Below are 24,730 nucleotides of genomic sequence, written 5' to 3' on the forward strand. Positions count from 1 at the left end.
AACCGATGATCATCAACCATCCGCTTCTGGGACCGCGCGACGCGCAGGAGTTCACCTATCTGGGCGACGCGGGCCTGATCAACCGCCCCTATTGGCTGTCGGAAAACGCCCTGCGCGAATTTCACGACTATCTGCACCTGCGCGACAACCCCGCTGGCCTGCACCGCGAGTTGTGGTTTCACGAACAGGGCGACCGCTCGTGGTTGGTTGTAACCCGCGACACCACCACGCATGAGATCACCAAGGTCGAGCTGGCCCGTGATGTTGCCCGTGCCAACCACGCCGCCGAGGTGTTGCAATGACACAGGCAAACCGCCTTTCTGGCGGGTTGATCGACCGGTCCGCCACGCTGAATTTCAGTTTTGATGGCAAAAGCTATCAAGGCTATGCGGGCGACACGCTGGCCTCGGCGCTATTGGCAAATGGCGTGCGCCTGATGGGGCGATCGTTCAAATATCACCGCCCGCGCGGTGTGCTGACTGCGGGTTCCGAGGAGCCCAACGCGCTGGTCGAGTTGCGCTCGGGCGGTCGTCAAGAACCCAACACCCGCGCCACCGTGGCCGAGATCTATGACGGCCTTACGGCCAACTCGCAAAACCGCTGGCCGTCGCTGGAACGTGATTTCATGGCGATTAATGATCGCTTCTCGAATTTCCTGAGTGCGGGGTTTTACTACAAGACCTTCATGTGGCCAAAAGCATTCTGGGAGAAGCTCTACGAGCCGATCATTCGAAAGGCTGCCGGACTTGGCAGCCTAACCGGCGAGGGCGATCCCGACGCCTATGACAAGGGCTTTCTGCATTGCGACCTTCTGGTCATCGGCGCCGGACCTGCGGGTCTGGCCGCTGCACTCACCGCAGGCCGTGCTGGCGCGCAAGTGATCATCGCTGACGAAGATTTCCGTCTGGGCGGGCGCCTGTTGTCGGACACCGGGTCTCTGTCTGACCAGTCCGGCGTGGATTGGGTTGAACAGACGCAGGCCGAGTTGGTTTCGCTGCCCAATGTTCGCGTGATGCCGCGCACCACCGTCTTCGGGGCCTATGATCACGGCGTCTATGGCGCGGTCGAGCGCAACGCAGATCACCTGATCGCCCCCGAGGCTGACAAACCACGTCAGACGCTCTGGCGGATCTATTCCAAACGCGCTTTGGTCGCCACCGGTGCAATCGAACGCCCGATCGGCTTTGAAAACAACGACCGTCCCGGCGTGATGCTGGCAGGCGCCACCCGCGCCTATGCCAATCGTTATGCGGCCACGCCTGCGCAGTCGGTTGTGGTCTTCGCCAACAACGATGACGCCCACCAGACCGCCCGCGACCTGATCGCCAAGGGCGTCGAGGTGCCCGCCGTGGTGGATATCCGCACTGACGCGCCTGCGATTGAAGGCACAGAGGTGCTGGCAGGAGCACAGATCGTCGATACGAAAGGCCGTCTGGGTCTGAGTTCGGTCACTGTACGGCTGGCAAATGGCCAGACCCGCGTGATCCAATGTGGTGCGCTCGCCATGTCCGGCGGTTGGAACCCCAACCTCGGTCTGACCTGCCATCAGCGCGGTCGTCCGGTTTGGAATGAAGGTATTCACGCCTTTGTGCCGGGGCAGGGCCTGCCTTCGGGCCAAAGCGTTGCCGGGGCCGCCATTGGTGAGATGTCGACCCATGCGGCGCTGACCTCAGGTGCTGCAAAGGCTTCGGACGCATTGTCCGATCTGGGCATCTCCGTGTCCTCTGTGGACTTGCCCAAAGCTGAAGACGCACCCGTCTCGCTCACCCCGTTCTGGCATGTCGCGGGTGCGAAACGCGCCTGGCTGGATTTCCAGAACGATGTGACGGTCAAGGACGTGAAGCTGGCGCATCAGGAAAACTTCACCTCGATCGAGCACCTGAAACGCTACACCACGCTGGGCATGGCGACCGATCAGGGTAAGACCTCGAATGTGAGCGCGCTGGCAGTGATGGCCGAGCTGACGGGCAAGTCGATCCCTGACACTGGCACCACGATTTTCCGCCCGCCCTATACACCCGTTTCGATGGGGGCGCTGGCAGGCCGCGCGGTGGGCAAGGAATTCCATCCGACCCGTCTGACTCCCAGCCACAAATGGGCCGAGGAACAAGGCGCTGTGTTTGTTGAGGTCGGCAATTGGCTACGCGCGCAGTGGTTCCCACAGGAAGGCGAGGCTCACTGGCGTCAATCCGTAGATCGCGAGGTTCTGGCCACGCGTAGCTCGGTCGGCATCTGCGACGTAACAACACTGGGCAAGATCGACGTGCAAGGCGCGGATGCGGCAGAATTTCTGAACAAGATCTACGCCAACGGCTTTGCAAAACTCCCCATTGGCAAAGTGCGCTATGGCCTGATGCTGCGCGAAGATGGCGTGGCCTATGATGACGGCACCGCGGCCCGTCTGGCCGAGGATCATTTCATCGTCACCACCACCACCGCCAACGCGGTTCTTGTCTATCGCAACATGGAATTTGCCCGCCAATGCCTGTGGCCGGATCTGGACGTGCAGTTGATTTCCACCACCGAGGCCTGGGCGCAATACGCGGTCGCAGGTCCCAACGCGCGCAAGCTTTTGCAAAAGATCGTGGACCCTGAGTTCGACATCTCGAACGAGGCGTTCCCTTTCATGGCCTGTGGTGAAATCACCGTCTGCGGCGGGTGTCACGCACGGCTGTTCCGTATCTCGTTCTCGGGCGAGCTGGCGTATGAAATTGCCGTGCCAACCCGCTATGGCGACGCGCTCATGCGCGAGTTGATGGCGGCAGGCGAAGAATTCGACGTGACACCTTACGGCACCGAGGCACTGGGCGTTATGCGCATCGAGAAAGGTCACGCTGCCGGCAATGAGCTGAACGGCACCACCACCGCGCTGAACCTTGGTTTGGGACGCATGGTCTCGACCCAAAAAGACTGCATCGGCAATGTGCTCAGCCGCCGTGACGGGATGAACACCGAGGACGCGCTGAACCTTGTGGGGCTGCGCCCTGTGGACAGCGGCCAAACCATGTCCGCGGGTGGGCATTTGATGGCCGTTTCTGGCCCAGTGGATGCGGTGCACGATCAGGGCTATGTGACCTCAGCAGCCTATTCCCCCATCCTGAAAAGCTCAATCGGACTGGGCTTCGTCAAAGGTGGGTTTGATCGCATGGGCGAGCAGCTGCGTCTGGTAAATCCGCTGGAAAACCAGGAAATGTTAGTCGTAATCACCAGTCCGCATTTCGTCGATCCGGAGGGGGAGAAGCTCCGTGCATAAGTTAAAGCCCATCACGCCGCTAGGGGCCGAGGTGCCACGTGTCGATATCATCGGTGACATAGAGATCACCGAAATTGTGGATCGCGCCCTGGCATCAGTTGCCGCCCGAAACGGTCAGGAAAGCGCGCTGCGCAAGGCGCTTTTGAAACACCATGATCTGACCTTGCCCTGTGCCGGACAGTCGTCATTCGCGAACGACTTTTCGGCCTTTTGGATGGGGCCAGAGCAATGGATGGTTGTTGCACCATATGACGATCAGGAAATGCTCGCAGTAGAGCTGAAACAGACCGTTGGATGGATTGCATCAGTTGCGGAGCAGACCGACGGATGGTGCAGGTTCGACCTGTGTGGAAAAACCGTTTGCGACATGCTTGAGCGGCTTTGTGCCCTGCCCGTCCGCAGGATGAAGACCGGGGCCGTGACACGCTCGATCGTTGAACACAGCAGCGCTTTTGTCTGGTGCCTTGATCAAGGCAAGCATTTTGCGGTGATCGCTCCCCGGTCCTCAGCTGCGTCTTTGCATCACGGATTGCGTGCTGCTGCAACGTCGATTGCCTGAAGTTGTTTCTGCTCAGCCCGACGGCAGGCAATCTCCTTCAGAGACCCGAAGCGAGTTCCTTTTACGCCGGTCCGAAATCGGGGTAATCCCGTGGCTTTCGCGATAGTGCCTCAGGAAGGTTACTGGGGTTGAATACCCAACCATATAGGCGATGTCGGTCACGGGTTCGTTCGTGTAAAGAACAAGCTGGCGTGCTTGTTTCATTCGCACCGCGCGGTAGTATTTCAGCGGGCTTTGCCCTGTGGCATCCTTGAAGCTGCGCTCAAGGCTGCGGGTCGACACACCCAGCGTTTGCGCAACTTCACTGATCTGAAGCGGGCTATCGATATGTTCAGAAAACAGCTGGATCGCGCGGGCAACCGGTTTTGGCAGCATGTCTTCGCTCCGTTCGCTTTGGATGGCCGGGGTCTTTTGCGAAACGGTCGCGCTTCGAATGAGCGGATGCTGAAACCAACAGGCGACCTCTGCCATGATATCGCCTCCCAAACGGGCTTCAATCAGGTTGAGCATATAGTCGAAAACGGCGGAGGCACCTGAAACCGATTTGATGCTTGGCGCATCGCAAATCACAGTGGTTTCTATCGGTACATCTGGAAATTCCGCCTGAAAGGCGGCGGAATAGCACCAATGGACGGACATCGGATCGCCACGGGTCAAACCCGTCCGGGTCAGTGGAAAAACACCACCACTGAAAGCGCCCAATATGCCACCAGATCGCATGTGACGTTGAAGCGCGGCACCGGCGCGCGACGGGTTCTCAAAACACCCATCCGGGCTGGAAACGAAAAACAGATAGTCCAACCCTGTGACCTCGGACAAGGTCGTATCCGGTGCGAATGCAACCGCTGCGGATGAGGTGACGGGTGCGTTCTGTTCTGCCACCACCCGCCACTGAAACACGTCTTTTCCCGAGATTTCGTTGGCCGCGCGCAACGGCTCGATGCAAGATGTCAGACACGCCATTGGAAACCCGGGAAACACCAAGATGCCTAGATGAATCACGTCGATTTGTTCGTTTGCTTTCGTCATGCTGGAAATCTCACGGCTAAGTCGGCAGCGGTTTCCCTGATCCGCCGCTCAAGCAAACGGGCGGCTGGTGATTGGGGTGAAGCGGCATTGCGTAACAAATGGATTTGTCGCCGGATCGTGTCATCCGCCAACGGGCGAAAAACAAGGTCATTTGGCTGCAATGCAAGTGACGCCATTGCCGGTATGATCGTAACGCCGATATTGGCCCGTACCATCGACATGATCGAGGTCAGGTTATGCGCGGACAGCATTGCCTTTGCGTGCAGATCACGCGACTGAGGGGCGGTGATGCCCGCAGATAGGCTGTTGGCGATCAACCGGACATCCTCAAGTTCAGCCCAATCAATTGGCCCGCGCACTTGCGCAACTTTGTGGTCTGGCGAAGCGATTACCCCAAAGCGGTCGGACATCAGGTATTGGCTGTGCAGCCCGATGGCATTTTCACTTAGTGTCGCAATTCCAATATCAACCCTTCCGCGGGCAAGCTCTCGTTGGATCGAAGTCGAATCCATGTCGCGCAGTTCAATATCGATGTTCTCAAACTCATCAATGAAGCGCGAAAAGACGTCCGGGATCACTGTGCCCGCAACAGATGGAACGACTGCAATACTGACATAGCCGTGTGACGCTTTCGCAAAGCCTTCGATGGCTTTCACCGTACTATCGAACTGCTGCAATTCCCGTTCGGCTTGTTCCAGGACGAATGCTCCAAGCGCGGTTAGACGATTCTTACGATCCGTCTCGAATAAGGGTTCGCCAAGATGGGTTTCCAACTGTTTGAGCATCATTGACACGGCAGAGGGCGTGCGCCCAAGGCTACGCGCCCCATCACTGAGATTTCCGCTGCGTGCCACCGCCGCAAACCCCCGGAGCATTTCGATTTTGATACTCATTTCAACATTCCTGAAATATCATTCAATAATTTTAGTTTGATTGAAGTTGCTGCAAAAGTCCATACTGGTCAAAACTGACTTTTGTGCAAGGCGACACTTACATGACCGACATCCAAAAGAACTTGATTGCTGGCGAATGGCTGACTGGCGAAGGCGAGATCGAAAATCGCAACCCGTCGGACCTGAGTGATCTGGTGGGCATCTTCGCTCAGGCCAGCGGTGATCAACTGGAAGCTACCCTTGATCAGGCGCGTGTCGCGCAGCGTGAATGGGAAGCTTACGGTATGGAACGCAAACAGGCGGTTCTGATGGCCATTGGGAACGAGCTGATCGCGCGTTGTGAAGAGCTGGGTGCTTTGTTGTCCCGCGAAGAAGGAAAGCCATTTGCAGAAGGCAAAGGAGAGGTTTACCGCGCCGGTCAGTTCTTCACATACTACGCAGCCGAATGCCTGCGCCAGCTGGGCGAGAATGCAGACAGCGTGCGCCCCGGTGTCGAGATTGACGTTCGCCGCGAAGCTGTTGGCACCGTGGCCATTATCTCGCCCTGGAACTTCCCAACAGCGACCGCGTCGTGGAAGATTGCGCCCGCGCTGTGCTATGGCAACGCGGTGGTGTGGAAACCCGCCAACCTCACGCCCGCCTCGGCGGTTGCCCTGGCCGAGATCATTAACCGGCAAGACATCCCCAAGGGGCTGTTCAGCCTCGTTATGGGCGCAGGCCGTTCTGTTGGTCAGCGTCTGGTTGAAAACCCGAAAGTAAACGCGATTTCTTTCACCGGCTCGGTCCCGGTTGGTAAGGGTATCGCTTCCGCTGCCATCCAGAACCTGACCAAGGTGCAGATGGAGATGGGATCGAAAAACGCTCTGGCCGTGATGGACGATGCCGATCTGGATCTGGCAGCGACACTTGCGCTTGGCGGCGCCTTTGGCGGCACGGGTCAGAAATGCACCGCGTCCTCCCGGCTCGTGGTCCATGAAGCCGTGCACGATGCCTTTGTTGAAAAACTGGTGGCCGGTGCGCAGGCGATGAAAGTGGGCCACGCGCTGGAAGAAGGCACCCAGATGGGGCCGGTTGTCAGCGAGCAGCAGCTGAATGAAAACCTGGCTTATGTCGAACTGGGCAAAGCTGAAGGCGCGGAACTGGCCTGTGGCGGTGTCCGATTGGATATGCCGACCGAGGGTTACTACATGTCGCCGGGCGTATTCCTGAACACCACCAACGACATGCGCATCAACCGCGAGGAAATGTTCGCGCCGTTGACGTCTGTCATCAAGGTGGGAAGCTACGACGAAGCGCTTGCAACGGTAAATGACACCAACTTTGGCCTGACCTCGGGCATCGTGACAACCTCGCTGGCCCGCGCCACGCATTTCCGGCGCAATGCACGCACTGGTGTTGTGACTGTGAACCTGCCCACCGCCGGCACCGATTATCACGTGCCGTTTGGTGGCCGCGGCGACAGCTCCTATGGTCCGCGCGAACAGGGCAAGGCAGCGGCGGAATTCTACACCACCGTCAAGACTGCATATATCAGTGCAGGCCCTGTCTGATGCGTATCGACGGTCTTCAATACGCCAACTGGTCGGAGAAGATCTTCCGCCAACTTCGTGAGGGGGGCGTGGATGCGATCCACGTCACCATCTCGTATCACGAAAACTTTCGTGAGACCGTCCTGAATTTTGAAAAATGGAACCGCTGGTTCGAAACCTATCCCGACCTGATCATGAAAGGTCAGTGGGCCAGCGACATCGACACGGCCCGTGAAACCGGGCGCACGGCGGTGTTCTTTGGCTTCCAGAACCCCTCGCCCATCGAAGACGACATCGGTCTGGTCGAAATCCTGCACACCCTGGGCGCCCGCTTCATGCAGCTGACCTATAACAACCAGTCGCTGCTGGCGACCGGCTGTTACGAGGCCGAGGACATGGGCATCACGCGCATGGGCAAACAGGTCATCAAGGAAATGAACCGCGTTGGGCTTGTGATTGACATGAGCCATTCGGCCGACCGCTCGACCATCGAGGCAGCAGAGCTGTCGGAACGCCCCATCGCCATCACCCACGCCAACCCGCATGACTGGTCGCCTGCGCTGCGCAACAAGAAAGACGCGGTGATCCGGGCCGTGACCGGGAACGGCGGCATGTTTGGCTTCTCGATCTATCCGCACCACCTGAAAGGCAAGTCCGATTGCACGCTGGAAAGCTTTTGCGAGATGATAGCCCGCACGGCGGACAGCTATGGGATCGAGCATCTGGGGATCGGCACCGATCTTTGTCAGGACCAGCCCGACAGCATCGTTGAATGGATGCGCGTAGGCCGCTGGACCAAGGAAATCGACTATGGTGAAGGGTCAAAATCCGCGCCCGGCTTCCCCGCCATGCCCAGCTGGTTCAAAGACAACCGCCATTTCGGAAACATCGAAGCGGGCTTGAAAGCCACTGGCATGTCCGCTGACGAGGTTGCCGGGATCATGGGTGGAAACTGGTATCGTTTCTTTGGCGAAAACTTTGGACCTCAGATCAAATGAACACATCAAACCTACATATTGCGCGCCGAGACCCCGCCATCGTCATGCGCCTACAGCGCCTTGGGTCGCTGCATCAATGCCGTCTGAGCTTCATGCGTGTCCTTACCCGCCGCCTGGCGCAAGAAAACTGGCAGTTCTCGCGCCCCGTATTTGACATTGATGTCAATGGCGTTGGGCATGCAGTCTATACGGCGCAAGGGCCGAAACATACGTATTCACTGGTGGCCTTTGCACATGATCTGCCACCAGACATGCGCTCAGATCGCGTGATCGCAACCGCATGGGACGCTACATTCACGCTTTTTGACGGGGTGCCGGATGCAGATGACATTCAACGCCTGTCCGAAAACGTACCGCTACAAGAAGCGGGGCGCGTCAGCGAAAAGGAAATCTCGGTTTCGCGCGCCAACCGATCTGTGCGCCTCTGGGCCCATTTTGTCGATGCGCTTGCGTCGGGTCAGCAGCCTGATCAGGACAAGATCGACGCTGTCGGATATCTGATGCGAACAACTGCGGTTTATGGATCAGGCAAGCTTGGTGCGACAGACCGCGAAGGCATTGCGGGCCGCGACGAAATGGTTGTCCCATTTCAGGCCGAGATGTTGTCGGTCTTTCTGACCCGTGCCTTCGTGCGTGATCTGGTCCAGCATATGGCGAATGCCAAAGGTGGCCCCGATACGGTGCAGCTTGCCCCCAATATCGCGCGCCAGCTTGGGATCGGAAATTCGACCGGGCTGGGCATGGCGCCCTTCATCATCAATCACCCTATTCTGTTCAACAACTGGATCATTGCCCGCGAAGAAGCGATTGCCCGCGTTCGATCCCAAAAAGCTGCGACGGAGGCTGAACGGAAGACCTTCACAAACATATTGCGACGAAGCGAAGCATCAGTTGAGCGATGGCATTCCGAACATCCGATCCAGATTGAGAAGCTAAAACAGCTGCGGGCGGATTGTGTGACCCTGGGGGCTTATCTCGCGGGGGGCGTTCTGCGCGACGATTACCCATGGGACAAGCTGATGCAGTGGGCAGGCAAGGAACTCAGCGTAGAAGGGCAAGAACTTGTCGCCTCGCTTATACTTGAACCTTTTGGCGACCTCGTCGATGGACTGGCGGTCTGCATGGCGGACAGCAACGCGGATGCCTTCGCAATCAATGGCGCCATGTCCGTCGCGCAATGTCGGGCGTTGATCGAAAAAAGTTTCGGCTGGGCGTTCGACATTGACTGGAATGCAAAGGAAAACCGGGCGCGCGCTTGGTATGTTTCAGAAGAGAAGCTTGAGCCGCGCCTTGGAGAACGGTTTGACGAACCGATCGAGGATTACGAACAGCCCCTTGCACCAGCGCGTGACGCGGTTGCCGCACACTTTGATCTTGCCTCGTTTGACGATGATCAACCGATTGCTGCGTTTCTGTTGCAGCATCCCGAACATCGCCACACAATCCGGCGGGCGCAGATGAGCGGCATCGCGCCCTATGGCGAAATTCATGACAACACGATCTGCGCCACGGTTCTTCCCATCGACATGTTGCGCGCCAAACTGTCTTTCTTCGGTGCGACACATTTCGACCCGCGCTCTGATCGCTGGGTTCGCATCTGCATGTATGCAGGCGCCCCCTACCCTGAAGATCTGACAGACGAAAACGCGGACCTTTGGGTTTACCCGGAGGTCACACAATGAGCTACTCGTTGAATGAAATGGAAGCGACAACCAAGCGTGCGGCGCGTGGTGCGGGATACCCCTGGGGCCTGGCCGAGGACGCTGCGAAAGCGGCCCGCTGGCTTTGTACTCAGGGTCTGGATGGCAGCGCCGAAATGGCACGAGTTCTGGAGCGTGGATTTGCAGAACACCCCGCGAAACACAGGCCGCAGTCGCTTGTGGGCGTGTGGCGGTCTGAAGGCGATCTGTGCCCCATTTCCGCGGGCGCATTGCTGTCTGATTGCGCGCAGACCTTGAAAGCTGCGCCGATCGAGATGCGGCACGTGGTGGTCCCATCGGTTCTGCTGCCCTTTGCGGCCAGCGCGGCAAAACGTCTGGGTGGCTCTGTCCGTGTCACCTTTGATGATGTGGTGGCCATGACAGATGGCACACATCTCGAATTGCAAGGAGAGTTGCCCGGACTGGTCCAGCGCGTGGTGGTATCCCAATGCACCGAAACGGTGAAACCCAACCGCTTGCTGACCCGCTCTCATCTTTCCGCGCAAAGCTGGGATGTTCTGAACAGCTTTGCCCATAAAACATACGCCCCCGCAACCGAGGAATCCCGTGCATTGGGTGCTGGAGCGGGACTGTCTGACAATGACTGAGAAAGCATCAACATGGTAGAAATGCAAATCCTGACCCTGGCCGAGATCGAAGACCTGTCTTTCCGTGCGCTTGTTGCTGCGGGAACATCTGAAGACAACGCCCGCCCCCTGGCGGTCGCCACCGCCGCGACCGAGGCAGACGGTGTGGCCAGTCACGGGCTTGCCTATATCCCGATCTATTGCGAACACGTGCAATGCGGGAAGGTGGATGGTCAAGCCAAGCCAGTCGTGACACGCCCGCGCCCAAGCGTTGTGGCCGTCGATGCCGCGACAGGATTTGCGCATTCGGCAATTGATCTTGGTTTCGAGGCCTTGATCCCTGCCGCCCGCGAACAAGGGGTTGCCGTTTTGTCGATCCGCAACAGCTATAATTGCGGCGTTCTGGGGTATCACACCTATCGGTTGGCGCAGCAGGGGTTGCTCGGCATCGGCTTTACCAACGCTCCGGCTTCTATTGCGCCGTCCGGCGGAGCCAAGCCAGTTGTAGGGACAAACCCGTTTTCAATTGCGGCCCCCGGAGTGGATGGTCAGCCCGCGATCCTGATTGACCAAAGTGCCAGCACCATCGCCAAAAGCGAGGTGATGAAACATGCGCGTGAAGGCAAAGCGATCCCCGTTGGATGGGCTTTGGACGCCGGTGGCAACCCGACAACCGATCCCAATGTGGGGCTGAAAGGCTCGATGGCGCCTTCGGGTGGCTACAAAGGCGTCGGTGTTGCATTGCTGACCGAGATCATGGCCGCCGCCATGACCGGCGCAACCCTTGGAATTGACGCCTCACCCTTCTCGGGCACGGCGGGCGGGCCCCCAAAAACGGGGCAGTTCTTTATCGCAATAGACCCAGCAGCCACAGCGGGCGACGCTTACTTGACCAGTATTGTCGCTTTGGCCCAGTCTATTCACCAACAAGAAGGCGCACACTTACCTGGCGATGGCCGACGTAACAAAAGGCTGTCTGCACAGGAAAAAGGCGTTGCCGTAAACAAGGCGACGCTTGCCAGGATCGAAGCGATCTTGAGCTAAAACCGGGCGGGAACTGATCGGGGACCGCCGCAGGAAGAAAAACTAACCCGATACTACGTATATGTGCGAACAGGGAGGAAACGCATGTCTTTAAAACAACCATTCACCGACCTGCAGGTCCGTAGGGCTGCAAGCGGGTTTTACAGGGGGCATAGCGTCGAAATCGCGCTTCTCAGTAAAGCTATCATGATCGGCCTCGTGATCTGGGCCTTGGTATGGCCAGCCAATGCCAATGGCGTTCTTGGCAGCCTCAACTGGAAACTCCTTGAGGGTTTCAATTCCTTCTACATCATCATCGTCGGACTGTTCTCGTTCTTCTTGTTAGTGGTGGCTTTGCTGCCCCAAACAGGACGTAGGATCATGGGACGCGAGGGCGAAGCCCCAGAGTTTTCCAACTTTTCATGGTTCTCGATGATGTTCGGTGCTGGTCTGGGCGTGGGCCTGATGGTCTTCGCAACCGCAGAACCTATGGGTCTGTGGGGGTCAAACCCCGTCGTATTGGCCGGCGAAGTCCAGCCAAACACCGCAGAGGCTGTTCAGTCTGGCTTTCGTTACACGTTCCTGCACTATGGGTTCCACGCCTGGGCAATCTACGTCACCACAGGGCTTTCGCTGGCATATTATGCCTATACGCGTGACATGCCCCTGACGATCCGTTCGGCGCTGACGCCGCTTTTTGGCAAGCTCATGAACGGTGTGCTTGGTCACATCGTGGACGTGCTTGGCGTTGTGGCAACCATTCTTGGCGTATCCGTTACTATCGGATTTGGCGTATCGCAGTTTGTCGACGGTATGTATGCGATCACCGGTATGGAATGGATGATGGATATGAGCGGCGATGCTCCTGCACCCGGTACAGTTGGCCTTGTGGCTGGATTGTTCGTGATCATGGGGCTGTCCATCTTATCGGCTGTATCCGGGGTAGGACGCGGGGTGAAATACCTGTCAAACCTGAACCTTGTTTTGTCGCTCATCCTGCTGTTGACCTTTGTCACCTTCGGATCGTTCATGTTTGCCATGAGCACATATGTGACTGCGTTTGCAGACTACATCCTGCACTACGTATCGCTGAGCTTTGGGGCGTTCGGACCGCAATCTGCAGACGCGTTCGCGACCGCACTTCCGAAAGAAGCAGTTCCGTTTGCCGATGCGCTGCGCGGGGGAGCCACCAACGCTTGGGGGTCTTTCGCAGGCTTCAAGTCAGGCCTTGAAGGCGAAGCTGCAGCTTTGTCCGACGACGTTCTAACCGCCGTATACGCGGCAGGTGAGCCCGGCCGTCAGTTTGGTTGGCAAGCAGGCTGGACCACCTTCTATTGGGCCTGGTGGATCGCGTTCTCGCCCTTCGTCGGGTTGTTCCTTGCGCGTATCTCTCGGGGCCGTTCGGTCCGCGAGTTCATCATCGGCTGTGTGCTTGTCCCCGCCATGGTCTGCTTTGCGTGGATGGCAGTTTTGGGTGGCACTGCAATTGATATGGAGCTGAGCGGCGCTGCAGAAGGTGCCATCATTGGTGCCTCGAACACTGCCAAGCTGTTCGTTACACTCGAGCAAATCATCTCGGGCGGCCTTCTGTCAGCCATTACCGTGATGTGTGTTGTCTTGATCATGACCTTCCTGGTGACTTCAGCAGACTCGGGTATTCTGGTGATGAACACCATCATGTCAGGCGGAGATCAAGACATTGGCAACAAGCACAAAATTGTGTGGGGCGTTATCCTGACACTCGTGATCGCGACATTGCTGATCGCGGGTAAAACCAACGGAGGCGCGGACCCGATGGAGGCGCTCAAAAGTGCGATGATTATCGGAGCCTTGCCGTTCACCATGGTCATGGGACTGATGTGTATCGCACTGACCAAAGCGCTCTATCGCGACGGTTTGCGTGCTAAATCAACTGCGGCCGAGCAAGCGTCTGCAGCTGAGTAAACCATATAAGAACAAAACCAGGCAGCTCTCAAAGGCTGCCTGGTTTGACCAATCTTAAAGCCCTGCGAAAACTTAGTCTAAGTTGAAGCCAACAGGGGCGACACCGCTCAGATTTCGTAGATCTGTTCCGTCGATATCAATGAAGTCTCATATTTGGGAACGCTTTCTTCTCAAGCTCGCAGAGCTTCGGTCGGCCCTAGACCCAGCCCTATTTCGATTGCCAAGCAATTGCGGCAGATACACGTCTGCGAACGTGCTATTTAACGCTGCCCCATCTCCGTAAGGGGCGGACCAGTTCAGCTGGGAAGGCCCCTTACGCCGGTTCCCATCTTGCCCTTTACTGCAAACATCGGCAGAGAGAGAATATGACACATGACATTCTTTGTATCGGATCCGTTCTTTGGGATGTGATCGGACGCACCACAATCGATATGCGGATCGGGTCTGATCAACCGGGGCGCATCTCGCGCCTGCCGGGGGGCGTGGCGATGAACATCGCCATGACCTTTGCTCGATTTGGCCTGACGCCCGCGTTGATGACCGCAATTGGTCGGGATTATGAAGGGGACGATCTGCTGGCCCAGGCTGCAAGCTTGGGTATGGTCACCGATTATATATACCGGCCCGAAGGTCTGCCGACCGACCGGTATATGGCGATTGAGGGTCCTGCGGGCCTGGTGGCAGCCGTGGCTGATGCCCATTCTCTGGAAGCAGCTGGGGATGCAATACTGGCGCCATTGGAAAACGGTATCCTGGGGTCGGAAGACGCACCTTATCGGGGGATTATCACGCTGGATGGCAACCTGACCGTTGATCTTTTGTCCGACATTGCCACACGATCCAGTTTCGCACAGGCAGATCTCCGTGTGGCCCCGGCAAGCCCCGGAAAGGCCAAGCGTCTCCGCCCTTTGATGGCCCATCCCGGGGTCACGCTTTATGTCAACCGTGAAGAGGCGGGCCTATTGACCGATAGTGCGCCGGCAACCGCGTCGCAGGGCGCGCAGGCCCTGCTTGAGGCCGGGGCAACCCGTGCCATCGTCACCGATGGTGGCAATCTCGCAGCGGAAGGACACAAGGACCGTGGTGTGATCACCGCCCCCTGCCCCGCAATCCGGGTGCGCCGGATCACCGGGGCTGGCGACACGTTCATGGCCGCCCATATCGCCGCCGAGCGCGAAGGGCACGTCCCCGCAGCAGCCCTTGATGCCGCACAGAAAATCGCAGCCAAATATGTCTCAGGAGAAGACGTCTGATGTTTGACCTCACCTACGCACCCGACGTGGCGCAGGCCCTGGCCCACGAAACCCCTGTGGTGGCGCTTGAAAGCACGATCATTACCCACGGGATGCCCTATCCGCAAAATGTCGAAACCGCGCGCGAGGTCGAAGCGGTGGTGCGGGCCGGTGGTGCCGTCCCGGCCACCATTGCGGTGATGAATGGCAAGTTGCATATCGGCCTGACCGATGATCAGCTGATGGAGCTGGCACAGGCCGACAACGTTGCCAAGGTCAGTCGCGCTGATATGCCGGTCTGTCTGGCCATGGGCGGTTACGGGGCAACCACCGTGGCGGCGACGATGATCGCAGCCCATCTTGCGGGTATTCGCGTGTTTGCCACCGGCGGCATTGGCGGCGTCCACCGCGGCGCTGAGGAGACCTTTGATATCTCCGCTGACCTGCGCGAGTTTTCCGCCACCCCCGTCACGGTGGTCGCGGCAGGGGCAAAGGCCATTCTAGACATTCCAAAGACGCTGGAAGTCCTTGAAACCCTTGGGGTTCCCGTAATTACCTATGGTCAGGACGAGTTTCCAGCCTTTTGGTCGCGTTCCTCCGGCCTGTCTTCGCCGCTGCGTCTGGATTGTGCAAAAGACATTGCCCGGGCGGGACAGACGCGCCGGGATCTGGGATTGCCGGGCGGGCAGTTGATTGCCAATCCGATCCCACAGGCGGCCGAAATTCCGCGTGAGGAAATTCAGCCGGTGATCGAAGACGCGCTGGTCCGATCCGAGATCGAACGCGTCAGCGCAAAAGAGGTGACGCCCTTCCTGCTGAATGCGATGTTCAAAGCCACGGAAGGCCGGTCTCTTGAGGCCAATATTGCATTGGTCAAGAACAACGCTGCCCTGGCCGCTGAAATTGCCACGGCTTTTGCGAAACTGACATAATAGCAGATCGCGCCCCTGCCCCATTGACCCGCGCCGAAAACACCCTAAGTTCCTCTGACGAAACGTAAAGAGATCAGCATGACCGACCCCAATCACCGCAGCAAATGGCGCCTGTTCACCGGGCTTCGCAACAACTTCCTTGCGGGGTTGGTTGTCGTTGCGCCGATTGCGGTGACGATGTGGCTGATCTGGACCTTCGTAGGCTGGATTGACAGCTGGGTGCTTCCCTTTGTGCCCGCAGCCTATCACCCGGACGCGCTGATCGACCGCTTTTTTGGCGATAGCGCATGGTTCCGCTGGGTGTTTGGTGAAGATGTCCGCGTGAATGTGCGCGGCCTTGGCGTTGTGGTTTTCCTGATCTTCACGGTGATTGTCGGCTGGATCACCAAGGGCTTGATTGGCCGGTCTTTTCTATCCTGGGGGGAGCGGATCGTTGACCGGATGCCCGTGGTCAGATCGCTCTATAACGGTTTGAAACAAATCGCAGAAACCGTGTTCAACCAGTCGACGGAGGCCAAGTTCGACAAGGCCTGTCTGGTTGAATATCCCCGCAAGGGGATCTGGGCGATTGCCTTCATCTCCACCAAGGCCAAAGGCGAAATTGACGCTCGTATCCCGGTGGATGAGGACATTATTTCGGTCTTTCTGCCCACCACGCCGAACCCGACCTCAGGGTTTCTTCTGTTCGTGCCACGCCACTCGGTGGTTGAGTTGGACATGACGGTGGAAGACAGCGCCAAGCTGGTCATTTCAGCGGGCCTTGTCTACCCGAACCCGAAGGACCCATCGCAACCGCTTGAAATCACAGGAAAATGACGGCTGCAATTGCCGGTTTTTTCACGGGGTTCTCTCTGATCCTGGCGATTGGCGCGCAGAACGCTTTTGTCCTGCGGCAAGGGCTGCTGCGCAACCATGTGTTTCCTCTGGTTCTGTTTTGTGCATTGTCAGATGCACTGCTGATCATTGCCGGAGTGTTGGGATTTGGGGTGCTGGTCTCTGCCGTGCCAATGTTACCGGTCCTGATGGCGGTCATGGGGGCCGTGTTTTTGATGGCCTATGGCGCCCTGCGCTTTGTCGCGGCCCTGAAAGGGCAGTATGAGATGGACCTGACAGGACGTGCCCGCTCGCTCAAGGCGACCTTGGCAATTGCTGCTGCATTCACTTGGCTCAATCCGCATGTTTATCTGGATACGCTTGGCCTGATCGGCGCGATCTCAACCAGTTTCGACGATTGGAACGCGCGTATTCTGTTTGGTCTGGGCGCTGTGAGTGCCAGTTTCGTCTTTTTCTTTTCGCTGGGATACGGTGCCCGCCTTCTGGCTCCGACCATGACGCGCCCATCCTCCTGGCGCGTGCTCGACATTGGCATCGGCCTGACCATGTGGATGATTGCCGTTGGGCTGGTCCATGGTGTCTGGAGCGGTTCAATTTCCTGAAACCGCTCCACTGAAGCGTTGGTCGCGAGACGCCCCCCCTTAGAGGGCCGTCCACCCACCATCCACGGAAATACTGGTGCCGGTAATCTGCGCCGCAGCATCGGAACAAAGAAATACCGCTGTGCCGCCCATCTGCTCCACCGTGGCAAACTCCTTAGACGGCTGACGGGCCAGCATCACCTCGCGCACGACCTGATCGCGGTCCATTCCATGTGTTTTCATCTGGTCAGGGATCTGGCTTTCCACCAGCGGGGTCAGCACATAACCAGGGCAGATTGCGTTGCAGGTGATCGGCTCCTCTGCCGTTTCTAGCGCCACGGTTTTGGTCAGGCCCACCACCCCATGTTTGGCGGCGATATAGGCGGATTTATAGGGGGATGCGGTCAATCCATGGGCTGAGGCAATATTGACCACCCGCCCCCATCCGGCCTTACGCATCAGAGGGAGCGCAGCCGCAGTTGTGTGAAAGGCGGAGCTCAGGTTGATGGCGATGATCGCATCCCATTTCTCGGTCGGAAATGCCTCGACCGGGGCGACATGTTGAATACCCGCGTTGTTGATCAGGATATCGCAGGCCCCCGCTGTTTCGATCAGCGCGCGACACTCCTCTCCATTTGACATATCCGCTTTGATATAGCGCGCAATCACGCCGAATTTCGCAGCGATCTCCGCGGCAATTGCGTGGTCCTCGTCACGGTCGGTAAAGGAATTCAGCACCACATTGGCCCCGGCCCGCGCCAGTTCCTGCGCCACGCCCAGACCAATCCCGGAATTCGACCCGGTAATGACAGCGGTTTTGCCCTCAAGTGATGTGGTGATGGCCATGGGAATCCCTTTCACAATATCAGTATGCTTTGCAGTCGCAGCATAACCCGCCCTGATACCTGCACCATCCCTTTTTTACCCACCCCCCAAATTCGCGAATTGCCCAATTTCAACGGTGTCTGGTCACGGTGATTCTTCGGACCTCCACGTGAAATCCGTTGCGTAAGACGAGTGGAAAATAGCCATAAAAAAAACGCCCGCACGAGGCGGGCGTAAGTTATTGAGGCAGGTTTCATACAGGCAAGAAACCTATCGAGCAGTGATTACTTTATACCGCCTAACTCAGCGGGTTCCAAGCTAAAAGTTTGAAAAGACTATTTGACAGGGCTAGGGTTTTTCCAAGTTGAAACAGGTCGATCGAGGATTGTTGCTCATATGAAATCAGATTATTTTCGAAAATTGCGGCTTGCCTGCACGATGGGGGCCGTTGTTTGTTTGAGCGCAAATCAGATCCAGGCCAAGCCCCAACATGGCATAGCTATGTATGGCGCACCGGCCCTTCCACAGGATTTTGTGTCTCTCCCCCATGTTAATCCGGATGCGCCAAAGGGGGGAAAGATCATTTTTGCCGAGGCTGGCAGCTTTGATTCGCTGCACCCGCTGATTCGCAAAGGAGCCGCCCCCTGGCAACTGCGCTTCATGCTGTTTGAAACCCTGATGGGACGCAGCTGGGATGAACCTTTCTCGCTTTACGGGCTATTGGCCGAATCGATTGAGACCGACGAGGCCCGATCCTGGGTCGAGTTTACCTTGCGGGAGGAGGCGCGGTTCTCTGACGGGACCCCGGTCACGGTCGAGGATGTGATCTGGTCGTTCGCAACCGTCGGGACCAAAGGGGATCCGCGCTACCATGGGGCCTGGAAAAAAATCAAAAACTCCGAACAGACCGGGCCGCGCTCGGTTCGGTTCACATTCCACGAGGCGGATCGTGAATTGCCGCTTCTGCTCGGGCTGCGTCCGGTTTTGAAAAAGGCCCAGTGGGAGGGACGTGAATTTGATACCTCCGGCGTGGAACTGGTCCCAATTGGCTCCTCCCCCTATGTGATCGGAGAGTTCGAACCGGGGCGGTTCCTTACCCTCAAACGAAACCCGGACTACTGGGGCAAGGATATTCCTTTCATGCGTGGTCAGGCCAATCTCGATGAAATCCGTTTCGACTATTATGGCGATGGCGATGTCACTTTCGAAGCGTTCAAGGCAGGTGAGGCCACGACCTATCGAGAAACCAATGCGCAGAGATGGGCCACCCAGTTCGATTTCCCCGCAGTGCAGTCAGGTGATATCGTTCTCTCCAACATCCCGCATCAGCGCCCGACCGGGATCAAAGGCTATGTCATGAACACCCGCCGTGCCGTGTTTCAGGATATCCGCGTGCGCGAAGCCCTGATCCAGGCCTTCAATTATGAGTTCATCAACCAATCCCTCTATGGCGGAGGCAGAAAGCGCATCCAGTCCTATTTCCACAATTCCGTTCTGGGCATGTCACCAGGAACGCCCGCCGAAGGCCGTGTCAAAGAACTGCTGTCCCAGTTTGACGACCTGCCAGAGGGCGCGCTTGAGGGCTACACCCTGCCCGTTTCAGATGGAACGGAACGCAATCGCAAAGGGCTGCGACGCGCCGTGGCGTTGCTGGAAGAGGCAGGCTGGACCGTTCAGGACGGGGTGATGAAAAATACTGAGGGAACGGCCTTCACCTTCGATATCCTTTTGAAAAACGGCGCAACCGAAACACGCCAGACCATTGATATCTTTGTCGAAGCCCTCAAACGGTTGGGGATCACGCCATCCGTGACATCGGTGGACAGTGCCCAATACAAGGAACGCACCAACGCCTATGATTTTGATATGGCCTATTACTGGCGCGGTCTGTCGCTGAGCCCCGGCAATGAACAGCGTCTGTATTGGGGAAGTGAAAGTGCCGACAAGCCGGGAACGCGCAATTGGATGGGGGTGAAAAACCCCGCCATTGATGGTTTGATCGACGTGATGCTCACCTCCGAGAGCCGGGAAGATTTTCTTGCGGCGACAAAAGCCCTGGACCGGGTGCTGACAGCAAGCCGTTTCGTGATCCCGCTGGGCTATGACAACATGTCTCACATCGCGCATGTGAAAGAGCTGAAGTTCCCGGACCGGATCCAGATGTATGGCGACTATCTCGGGTTCCAGCCGGAAACCTGGTGGTACGAGGAATAGATACGCAGCTCTTTCGGAGCAGAAACACCGCAGAAACACCAAAGGGGCCTGATCCGGCCCCTTTTTCTTGCCTTAAAATACCTCGGGGTGAGCGCATAGCGCGAGGGGCAGCGCCCCTGACCCGGCTAGGCCAGGGATGTCACCCAGAGAATTGTCGCATCTTCTTCACTGATGGAAATTACATTATGGCCCATCGAGGCGTCGTAATAGGCACTGTCGCCACGTTTCATCTGCACCGGTTCGTAAAACTCGGTCAGCAGCTGCACCGCCCCGGTCAGCACGTATAGAAACTCCTCGCCGTCATGGCGCACCCAGCCGTCAAATTCGTCAAAACTGCGGGCACGCACCCGGGCGCGGTAGGGCAACATGGTTTTCTTGGTCAATGCCCCGCCCAGAAGCTCGTGCTCATAGGTGGCGGTCGGATGGGCGGCCCCTTCCCCCGATTTGGTCACGGTCATGCGACCTGATACATGGGCCGCCTTGGGCGCGGTGAACAATTGCGGCACGGAAATCTCAAGCCCGACCGCGAGTTTCTTCAGCGCCTCATAGGTCGGGGACATCTGTCCGTTTTCGATCTTGGACAGGGTGGAACGGGCAAGTCCCGCCTGCCCGGCCGCCTGTTCCAGCGTCCAGCCGCGGGATTTGCGCAGATCGCGCACACGTTCACCCAGGTTAAGGGGGCTCAGGTCCTGGCTCTCTTCGCCGCTCTCGCGGGCAAGCTGGATCAGGCTGGGGGTCGATTTGTCGCTCATTCTTTTCTATTGGCACCCCTTTGCGCCTATTGCAACCACCTGTAACCACTGTCAGCATGAGGAACATGCTGTCACAACACCACCCGACCCGCCCGCTCGCGCCAGCCCCTTCGCCGTTCAATATGGCGGCCCATGTGTTACGCCATGCGAAAGATATGGGGGACAAGGTTGCGCTGGCGGTTGTGTCAGCAGAGGGGGAAGATACGGTCTGGACCTATGCCCAATTGGCCCGGTCGGTCGAAGGGGTGGCTGCGGGGCTGTTGCGCAAAGGTCTGCAGCCCGGCGATCATGTGCTTTTGCGGCTTGGAAACACGGTGGATTTCCCGTTGGCCTATCTTGCTGCGATCCATGCCGGCCTTGTGCCTGTTCCCACCTCGTCCCAGCTGACCGAGGTTGAGATCACCAAAATGGCCGCTCTGGTGACCCCTCGCCTTGTCATCGCATCCGAAGGGATTGCCCTGCCGGCAGAGGATCCGAAAACAGAGAGTTTGCCGGTTCTGACAGTGCGGGAATTGCATGATATGGCTAGGCTTGCCCCGGTGGATCCGCATATGGGGGATCCGAACCGCCCCGCTTATATCATCTTCACTTCCGGCACATCCGGTCAGGCCCGCGCCGTGGCCCATGCTCATCGGGCGATCTGGGCCCGGCAGATGATGTGGGATGGCTGGTATGACATTTCTCAAGATGACCGAATGATGCATGCAGGCGCCTTCAACTGGACCTATACATTGGGCACCGGCTTGATGGATCCCTGGACGGTTGGCGCCACGTCGTTGATCCCGGCTCCGGGCAGCACGCCGGAACAGATTACCGCCCTTCTGGCCGGTCACGGGGCCACAATCTTTGCCGCCGCTCCGGGGGTCTATCGTCAGATGATGAAACATGACCTGCCTGACCTGCCCGGGCTGCGTCACAGCCTGTCTGCGGGTGAAAAACTCCCCTCGACCACCCGAGCGGACTGGAATGCGCGCACTGGCAAAAAGATTTATGAAGCATATGGCATGTCGGAATGTTCCACCTTTATTTCCGGAAGCCCCAGACACCCCGCGCCGAAAGGCACGCTTGGCTATCCGCAGGCCGGGCGGCATGTTGCGGTTCTTGGCGAAGATGGCATGCTGGTGCCCCGTGGCGTTGCGGGCATTATGGCGGTGCATGAAACGGATCCTGGCCTGATGTTGGGATATGTCGGCGCTGAAGAGGCCACGAAACTTCGGTTTCAGGGAGAGTGGTTTGTGACCGGTGACACGGTTGTCATGGAGCAAGACGGAGCGATCCGGTTCGAAGGGCGCTCAGACGATATCATGAATGCAGGTGGCTTTCGGGTTTCTCCGATTGAGGTCGAGGCCGCCATGGCGCTGCATCCCGGCGTGCATGAAGCGGCCTGTGCCGAGGTCGCCATCAAGGCGGATGCCACCCTGATTGCCTGTTTCTACCTGCCTGAGGACGGTGTGGTGGACGAAAAACTATTGTCAGATCATGCCCATGCGCGGCTGGCGCATTACAAATGCCCGCGCCTGTTCATCCCCGTTGATACCATCCCGCGCGGGGCCAACAACAAGATCCTTCGCGCCCGCCTGCGAGAGGGGTTTGAAGCGGGTAATAGGGGGTGACGTGGTAAGTCGTATCACGACCGCCCCTTTCGGAACCCTTTCCTTTGGTCGCTGCAGGGGATAAGTCCAACGGGTGAAAAGGAGAGTGCCATGATCCGCCTTGATGTTTTTTCAGACCCGATTTGCCCCTGGTGCTATATCGGCAAAACACGCCTGCAACGCGCCCTTGAGGCACGCCCGGATCATCCGTTTCTGATCCAATGGCACCCGTTTCAACTGAACCCGGAGATGCCGAAAGCCGGCATGGATCGTCGCAGCTATCTTGAAGCGAAATTTGGCGGCAGGGACGGCGCGGTTCAGGCCTACCTGCCAGTGGTGAAAGAGGCGGAGGCAAGCGGTCTGTCGATCAATCTGGACGCCATCGAACGCACCCCCAACACGCTTGATGCCCACCGGATGATCCATTGGGCTGCGCTGGAAGAAAAGCAGAACGCCATGGTTGATCGCCTGTTCAAAGCCTATTTTGTCGAGGGGCTGGACATTGGCGACCCCGAGGTTCTGGCCGATCTCGGCGCGGATATCGGAATGGAGCGCGATGTGATTGCCCGGCTGCTGGCCTCGGATGCGGATGCAGATGACATTTCGGCACGCGACGCGGATGCGCGGCACAAAGGGGTGAACTCTGTCCCCACATTTGTCATCGCCAACCAGCATGTGGTGCCCGGTGCGCAACCGGCTGAGCTGTGGATGCAGGTGATTGATGAGCTGATGGAACAGCTTTCCGCCCCATCCGAGGACAATCCGTGAGTATCCTCCCGACACCGCAAAAACCGCTGCCGATGGGGGAGTTCATCATCCTGCTTGCGGCGCTGTTTTCGATGGTGGCCTTTTCAATCGACTCGATCCTGCCTGCGCTGCCCGAGATTGCCGCCCATATGGTGCCGGACAATGTGAACCGGGCGCAGCTGGTGATTGTCGCCTTCGTCGTTGGCGCTGGTCTGGGGCAATTGTTCTTTGGCCCCCTGTCCGATGCCTATGGGCGGCGGCTTTCGATGGGATCCGGCTTTGTGCTTTACATGCTGGCCTCAGCCGCAGCCTATAGCGCGCAATCCATCGAGGCGCTGTTATTTTGGCGCTTTGTGCAGGGGCTGGGTGCGGCTGGTCCACGTACCAATGCGATGGCGCTCACACGCGACCTTTATGAAGGGCGCACCATGGCGAAGGTGAATTCAATGGCATTCACCTTTTTCGTGCTGGTGCCTGCCGTGGCGCCCATGCTGGGACAATGGATCATCCTCGGGTTTGGCTGGCGTCACCTGTTTACCACCTATGCGCTGGTGGCCTTCGTGATCCTTGCCTGGTTCTTGCTTCGCCAACCGGAAACGCACCCGGTTGAGAAACGGCGTCCGCTGCGCCTGCGCCCGGTGCTGGAAGCATTTGTGATTGTTTTCAAAAGCAAGGTCACCCTGCTTTACATGACCGTGATCTTGCTGGCCTTTGCCCAGTTGATGGCCTATCTGAGCTCAGCGCAGCAGATCTTTGTCGATGTTTTAGGGACCGGAACGTCCTTTCCGTTTTATTTTGCCCTGGTGAGCATTCTGTCGGCAGGGTCCGGGGCGATTAACTCCATGTTGGTTCTGCGGATTGGAATGCGACGCCTTGCGCTGATCGGATTTGCAGCTCAGACCGTTCTGGCGGCTTTGACGCTCGGATATTGGGCAATCATGGCTCCGGGCGGATCCGTGGCACTTTGGCTGTTCGTCTGCTGGTCCACGACGCTGTTTTTCTTAAATGGGCTGAGCTTTGGCAATCTGAATGCGCTGGCCATGCAGCCGCTGGGCCATGTTGCCGGAACCGCTGCTGCCGTGATCGGCGCTGTGCCGACGATGCTTTCCGTCCTGATTGCTGCACCGATCGGTCAGGCGTTCAACGGAACCCCGATTCCGCTTCTCATCGGCGTGGTGATCTGTTCCACGCTCAGCGCGATATTGATCCAGATCGACCGCCACAACCCGGATTAAAAAAGGGGCCAAGGCCCCTTTTTCTATTTCTTGAGAAACCAAAGTCCTGCAAAAACTATCGCGGTGAGGCACAAAACGAATATGGTTTCACGGTGCTCCACAACAATCTTGATTGCCCCCCACTTGGCAGAGAATGCGGGGGGCTTTTCATCGGGCATTTCGACCTCCTTTGTTTCAATCAGGCAAACAAATTGCTTCCGAATTGCTTGATTCTTTAAAGCGGTGAACAAAAGGCGAATCTTTGCGACTCATGATATTTTTTGATCAGTGA

General features: G+C 57.8%; 22 protein-coding genes. 17 read left to right on the plus strand and 5 right to left on the minus strand.

The window, feature by feature from the left end:
* Window positions 1-5: 5 nt before the first annotated feature.
* From AKJ29_RS15100 to AKJ29_RS15110, 3 genes are read left to right on the plus strand one after another with little or no spacing between them, the layout of a single operon-like run.
* The gene (locus AKJ29_RS15100) at window positions 6-302 is read left to right on the plus strand and encodes a sarcosine oxidase subunit delta (protein WP_055192211.1); all 297 of its coding nucleotides are present in this window, start codon (window positions 6-8) and stop codon (window positions 300-302) included.
* Window positions 299-3,253, plus strand: coding sequence for a sarcosine oxidase subunit alpha family protein (locus AKJ29_RS15105; RefSeq protein WP_055192213.1), 2,955 nt, complete (start codon window positions 299-301; stop codon window positions 3,251-3,253). The genes AKJ29_RS15100 and AKJ29_RS15105 overlap by 4 nt, the downstream gene beginning before the upstream one ends.
* Window positions 3,246-3,812, plus strand: coding sequence for a sarcosine oxidase subunit gamma (locus AKJ29_RS15110; protein ID WP_055192215.1), 567 nt, complete (start codon window positions 3,246-3,248; stop codon window positions 3,810-3,812). The genes AKJ29_RS15105 and AKJ29_RS15110 overlap by 8 nt, the downstream gene beginning before the upstream one ends.
* Before the next feature lie 12 nt (window positions 3,813-3,824).
* Here AKJ29_RS15110 and AKJ29_RS15115 read toward each other — a convergent pair whose 3' ends face one another.
* Both AKJ29_RS15115 and AKJ29_RS15120 read right to left on the minus strand, forming a co-directional pair.
* Complete coding sequence (locus AKJ29_RS15115; RefSeq protein WP_409360037.1) at window positions 3,825-4,775, minus strand: GlxA family transcriptional regulator; 951 nt, start codon at window positions 4,773-4,775, stop codon at window positions 3,825-3,827.
* A 62-nt stretch (window positions 4,776-4,837) separates the two neighbouring features.
* Window positions 4,838-5,734, minus strand: coding sequence for a LysR family transcriptional regulator (locus tag AKJ29_RS15120; protein WP_055192219.1), 897 nt, complete (start codon window positions 5,732-5,734; stop codon window positions 4,838-4,840).
* Window positions 5,735-5,835: 101 nt separating this feature from the next.
* On the opposite strand from AKJ29_RS15120, the gene AKJ29_RS15125 reads away from it, so the two are divergent.
* The 10 genes from AKJ29_RS15125 (at window position 5,836) to AKJ29_RS15170 (ending at window position 17,115) form a co-directional block, all read left to right on the plus strand.
* Window positions 5,836-7,284 carry an aldehyde dehydrogenase family protein gene (locus AKJ29_RS15125; RefSeq protein ID WP_055192221.1) on the plus strand — a complete coding sequence of 483 codons (1,449 nt, stop codon included), beginning with the start codon at window positions 5,836-5,838 and terminating at the stop codon, window positions 7,282-7,284.
* Entirely contained in the window at window positions 7,284-8,261 is a 978-nt protein-coding gene (locus AKJ29_RS15130; protein WP_055192222.1) for a membrane dipeptidase, read from the plus strand. Before AKJ29_RS15125 ends, AKJ29_RS15130 begins: the two co-directional genes overlap by 1 nt.
* Window positions 8,258-9,943 carry a hypothetical protein gene (locus AKJ29_RS15135; RefSeq protein ID WP_055192224.1) on the plus strand — a complete coding sequence of 562 codons (1,686 nt, stop codon included), beginning with the start codon at window positions 8,258-8,260 and terminating at the stop codon, window positions 9,941-9,943. Before AKJ29_RS15130 ends, AKJ29_RS15135 begins: the two co-directional genes overlap by 4 nt.
* Complete coding sequence (locus AKJ29_RS15140) at window positions 9,940-10,569, plus strand: DUF3726 domain-containing protein (RefSeq protein ID WP_055192226.1); 630 nt, start codon at window positions 9,940-9,942, stop codon at window positions 10,567-10,569. Before AKJ29_RS15135 ends, AKJ29_RS15140 begins: the two co-directional genes overlap by 4 nt.
* A 12-nt stretch (window positions 10,570-10,581) precedes the next feature.
* On the plus strand, window positions 10,582-11,592 hold the full coding sequence (locus AKJ29_RS15145; protein ID WP_055192228.1) for an Ldh family oxidoreductase: 1,011 nt from the start codon (window positions 10,582-10,584) through the stop codon (window positions 11,590-11,592).
* Between the two features lie 84 nt (window positions 11,593-11,676).
* Window positions 11,677-13,515: a BCCT family transporter gene (locus tag AKJ29_RS15150; RefSeq protein WP_055192230.1), complete on the plus strand. Its 1,839-nt coding sequence runs from the start codon at window positions 11,677-11,679 to the stop codon at window positions 13,513-13,515.
* 365 nt (window positions 13,516-13,880) lie between these two features.
* Window positions 13,881-14,768, plus strand: coding sequence for a PfkB family carbohydrate kinase (locus AKJ29_RS15155; protein WP_055192232.1), 888 nt, complete (start codon window positions 13,881-13,883; stop codon window positions 14,766-14,768).
* Window positions 14,768-15,679: a pseudouridine-5'-phosphate glycosidase gene (locus tag AKJ29_RS15160; RefSeq protein WP_055192234.1), complete on the plus strand. Its 912-nt coding sequence runs from the start codon at window positions 14,768-14,770 to the stop codon at window positions 15,677-15,679. Before AKJ29_RS15155 ends, AKJ29_RS15160 begins: the two co-directional genes overlap by 1 nt.
* 78 nt (window positions 15,680-15,757) lie before the next feature.
* Window positions 15,758-16,495, plus strand: coding sequence for a DUF502 domain-containing protein (locus tag AKJ29_RS15165; protein WP_055192236.1), 738 nt, complete (start codon window positions 15,758-15,760; stop codon window positions 16,493-16,495).
* Window positions 16,492-17,115: a LysE/ArgO family amino acid transporter gene (locus AKJ29_RS15170; protein WP_055192237.1), complete on the plus strand. Its 624-nt coding sequence runs from the start codon at window positions 16,492-16,494 to the stop codon at window positions 17,113-17,115. The genes AKJ29_RS15165 and AKJ29_RS15170 overlap by 4 nt, the downstream gene beginning before the upstream one ends.
* Window positions 17,116-17,154: 39 nt before the next feature.
* Here the strand turns inward: AKJ29_RS15170 and AKJ29_RS15175 are convergent, their stop codons facing one another.
* The gene (locus tag AKJ29_RS15175) at window positions 17,155-17,940 is read right to left on the minus strand and encodes a 3-hydroxybutyrate dehydrogenase (RefSeq protein ID WP_055192239.1); all 786 of its coding nucleotides are present in this window, start codon (window positions 17,938-17,940) and stop codon (window positions 17,155-17,157) included.
* Between the two features lie 375 nt (window positions 17,941-18,315).
* Here AKJ29_RS15175 and AKJ29_RS15180 point away from each other — a divergent pair, with 375 nt between their 5' ends.
* On the plus strand, window positions 18,316-20,133 hold the full coding sequence (locus AKJ29_RS15180; protein ID WP_055192241.1) for an extracellular solute-binding protein: 1,818 nt from the start codon (window positions 18,316-18,318) through the stop codon (window positions 20,131-20,133).
* Between the two features lie 125 nt (window positions 20,134-20,258).
* On the opposite strand, the gene AKJ29_RS15185 is transcribed toward AKJ29_RS15180, so the two are convergent.
* Window positions 20,259-20,885, minus strand: coding sequence for a helix-turn-helix domain-containing protein (locus AKJ29_RS15185; protein WP_055192243.1), 627 nt, complete (start codon window positions 20,883-20,885; stop codon window positions 20,259-20,261).
* Window positions 20,886-20,950: 65 nt separating this feature from the next.
* On the opposite strand from AKJ29_RS15185, the gene AKJ29_RS15190 reads away from it, so the two are divergent.
* The 3 genes from AKJ29_RS15190 to AKJ29_RS15200 all read left to right on the plus strand — a co-directional run bounded on the left by AKJ29_RS15190 (window position 20,951) and on the right by AKJ29_RS15200 (window position 24,459).
* Complete coding sequence (locus AKJ29_RS15190; protein WP_055192244.1) at window positions 20,951-22,498, plus strand: class I adenylate-forming enzyme family protein; 1,548 nt, start codon at window positions 20,951-20,953, stop codon at window positions 22,496-22,498.
* Between the two features lie 90 nt (window positions 22,499-22,588).
* On the plus strand, window positions 22,589-23,245 hold the full coding sequence (locus tag AKJ29_RS15195) for a DsbA family oxidoreductase (protein ID WP_055192246.1): 657 nt from the start codon (window positions 22,589-22,591) through the stop codon (window positions 23,243-23,245).
* Window positions 23,242-24,459 carry a multidrug effflux MFS transporter gene (locus AKJ29_RS15200; protein WP_139231444.1) on the plus strand — a complete coding sequence of 406 codons (1,218 nt, stop codon included), beginning with the start codon at window positions 23,242-23,244 and terminating at the stop codon, window positions 24,457-24,459. The genes AKJ29_RS15195 and AKJ29_RS15200 overlap by 4 nt, the downstream gene beginning before the upstream one ends.
* A gap of 23 nt (window positions 24,460-24,482) precedes the next feature.
* On the opposite strand, the gene AKJ29_RS20355 is transcribed toward AKJ29_RS15200, so the two are convergent.
* Window positions 24,483-24,617: a hypothetical protein gene (locus AKJ29_RS20355; protein WP_261172612.1), complete on the minus strand. Its 135-nt coding sequence runs from the start codon at window positions 24,615-24,617 to the stop codon at window positions 24,483-24,485.
* Between the last annotated feature and the right edge of the window lie 113 nt (window positions 24,618-24,730).

Source organism: Aliiroseovarius crassostreae (assembly GCF_001307765.1).
GTDB classification, from domain to species: domain Bacteria; phylum Pseudomonadota; class Alphaproteobacteria; order Rhodobacterales; family Rhodobacteraceae; genus Aliiroseovarius; species Aliiroseovarius crassostreae.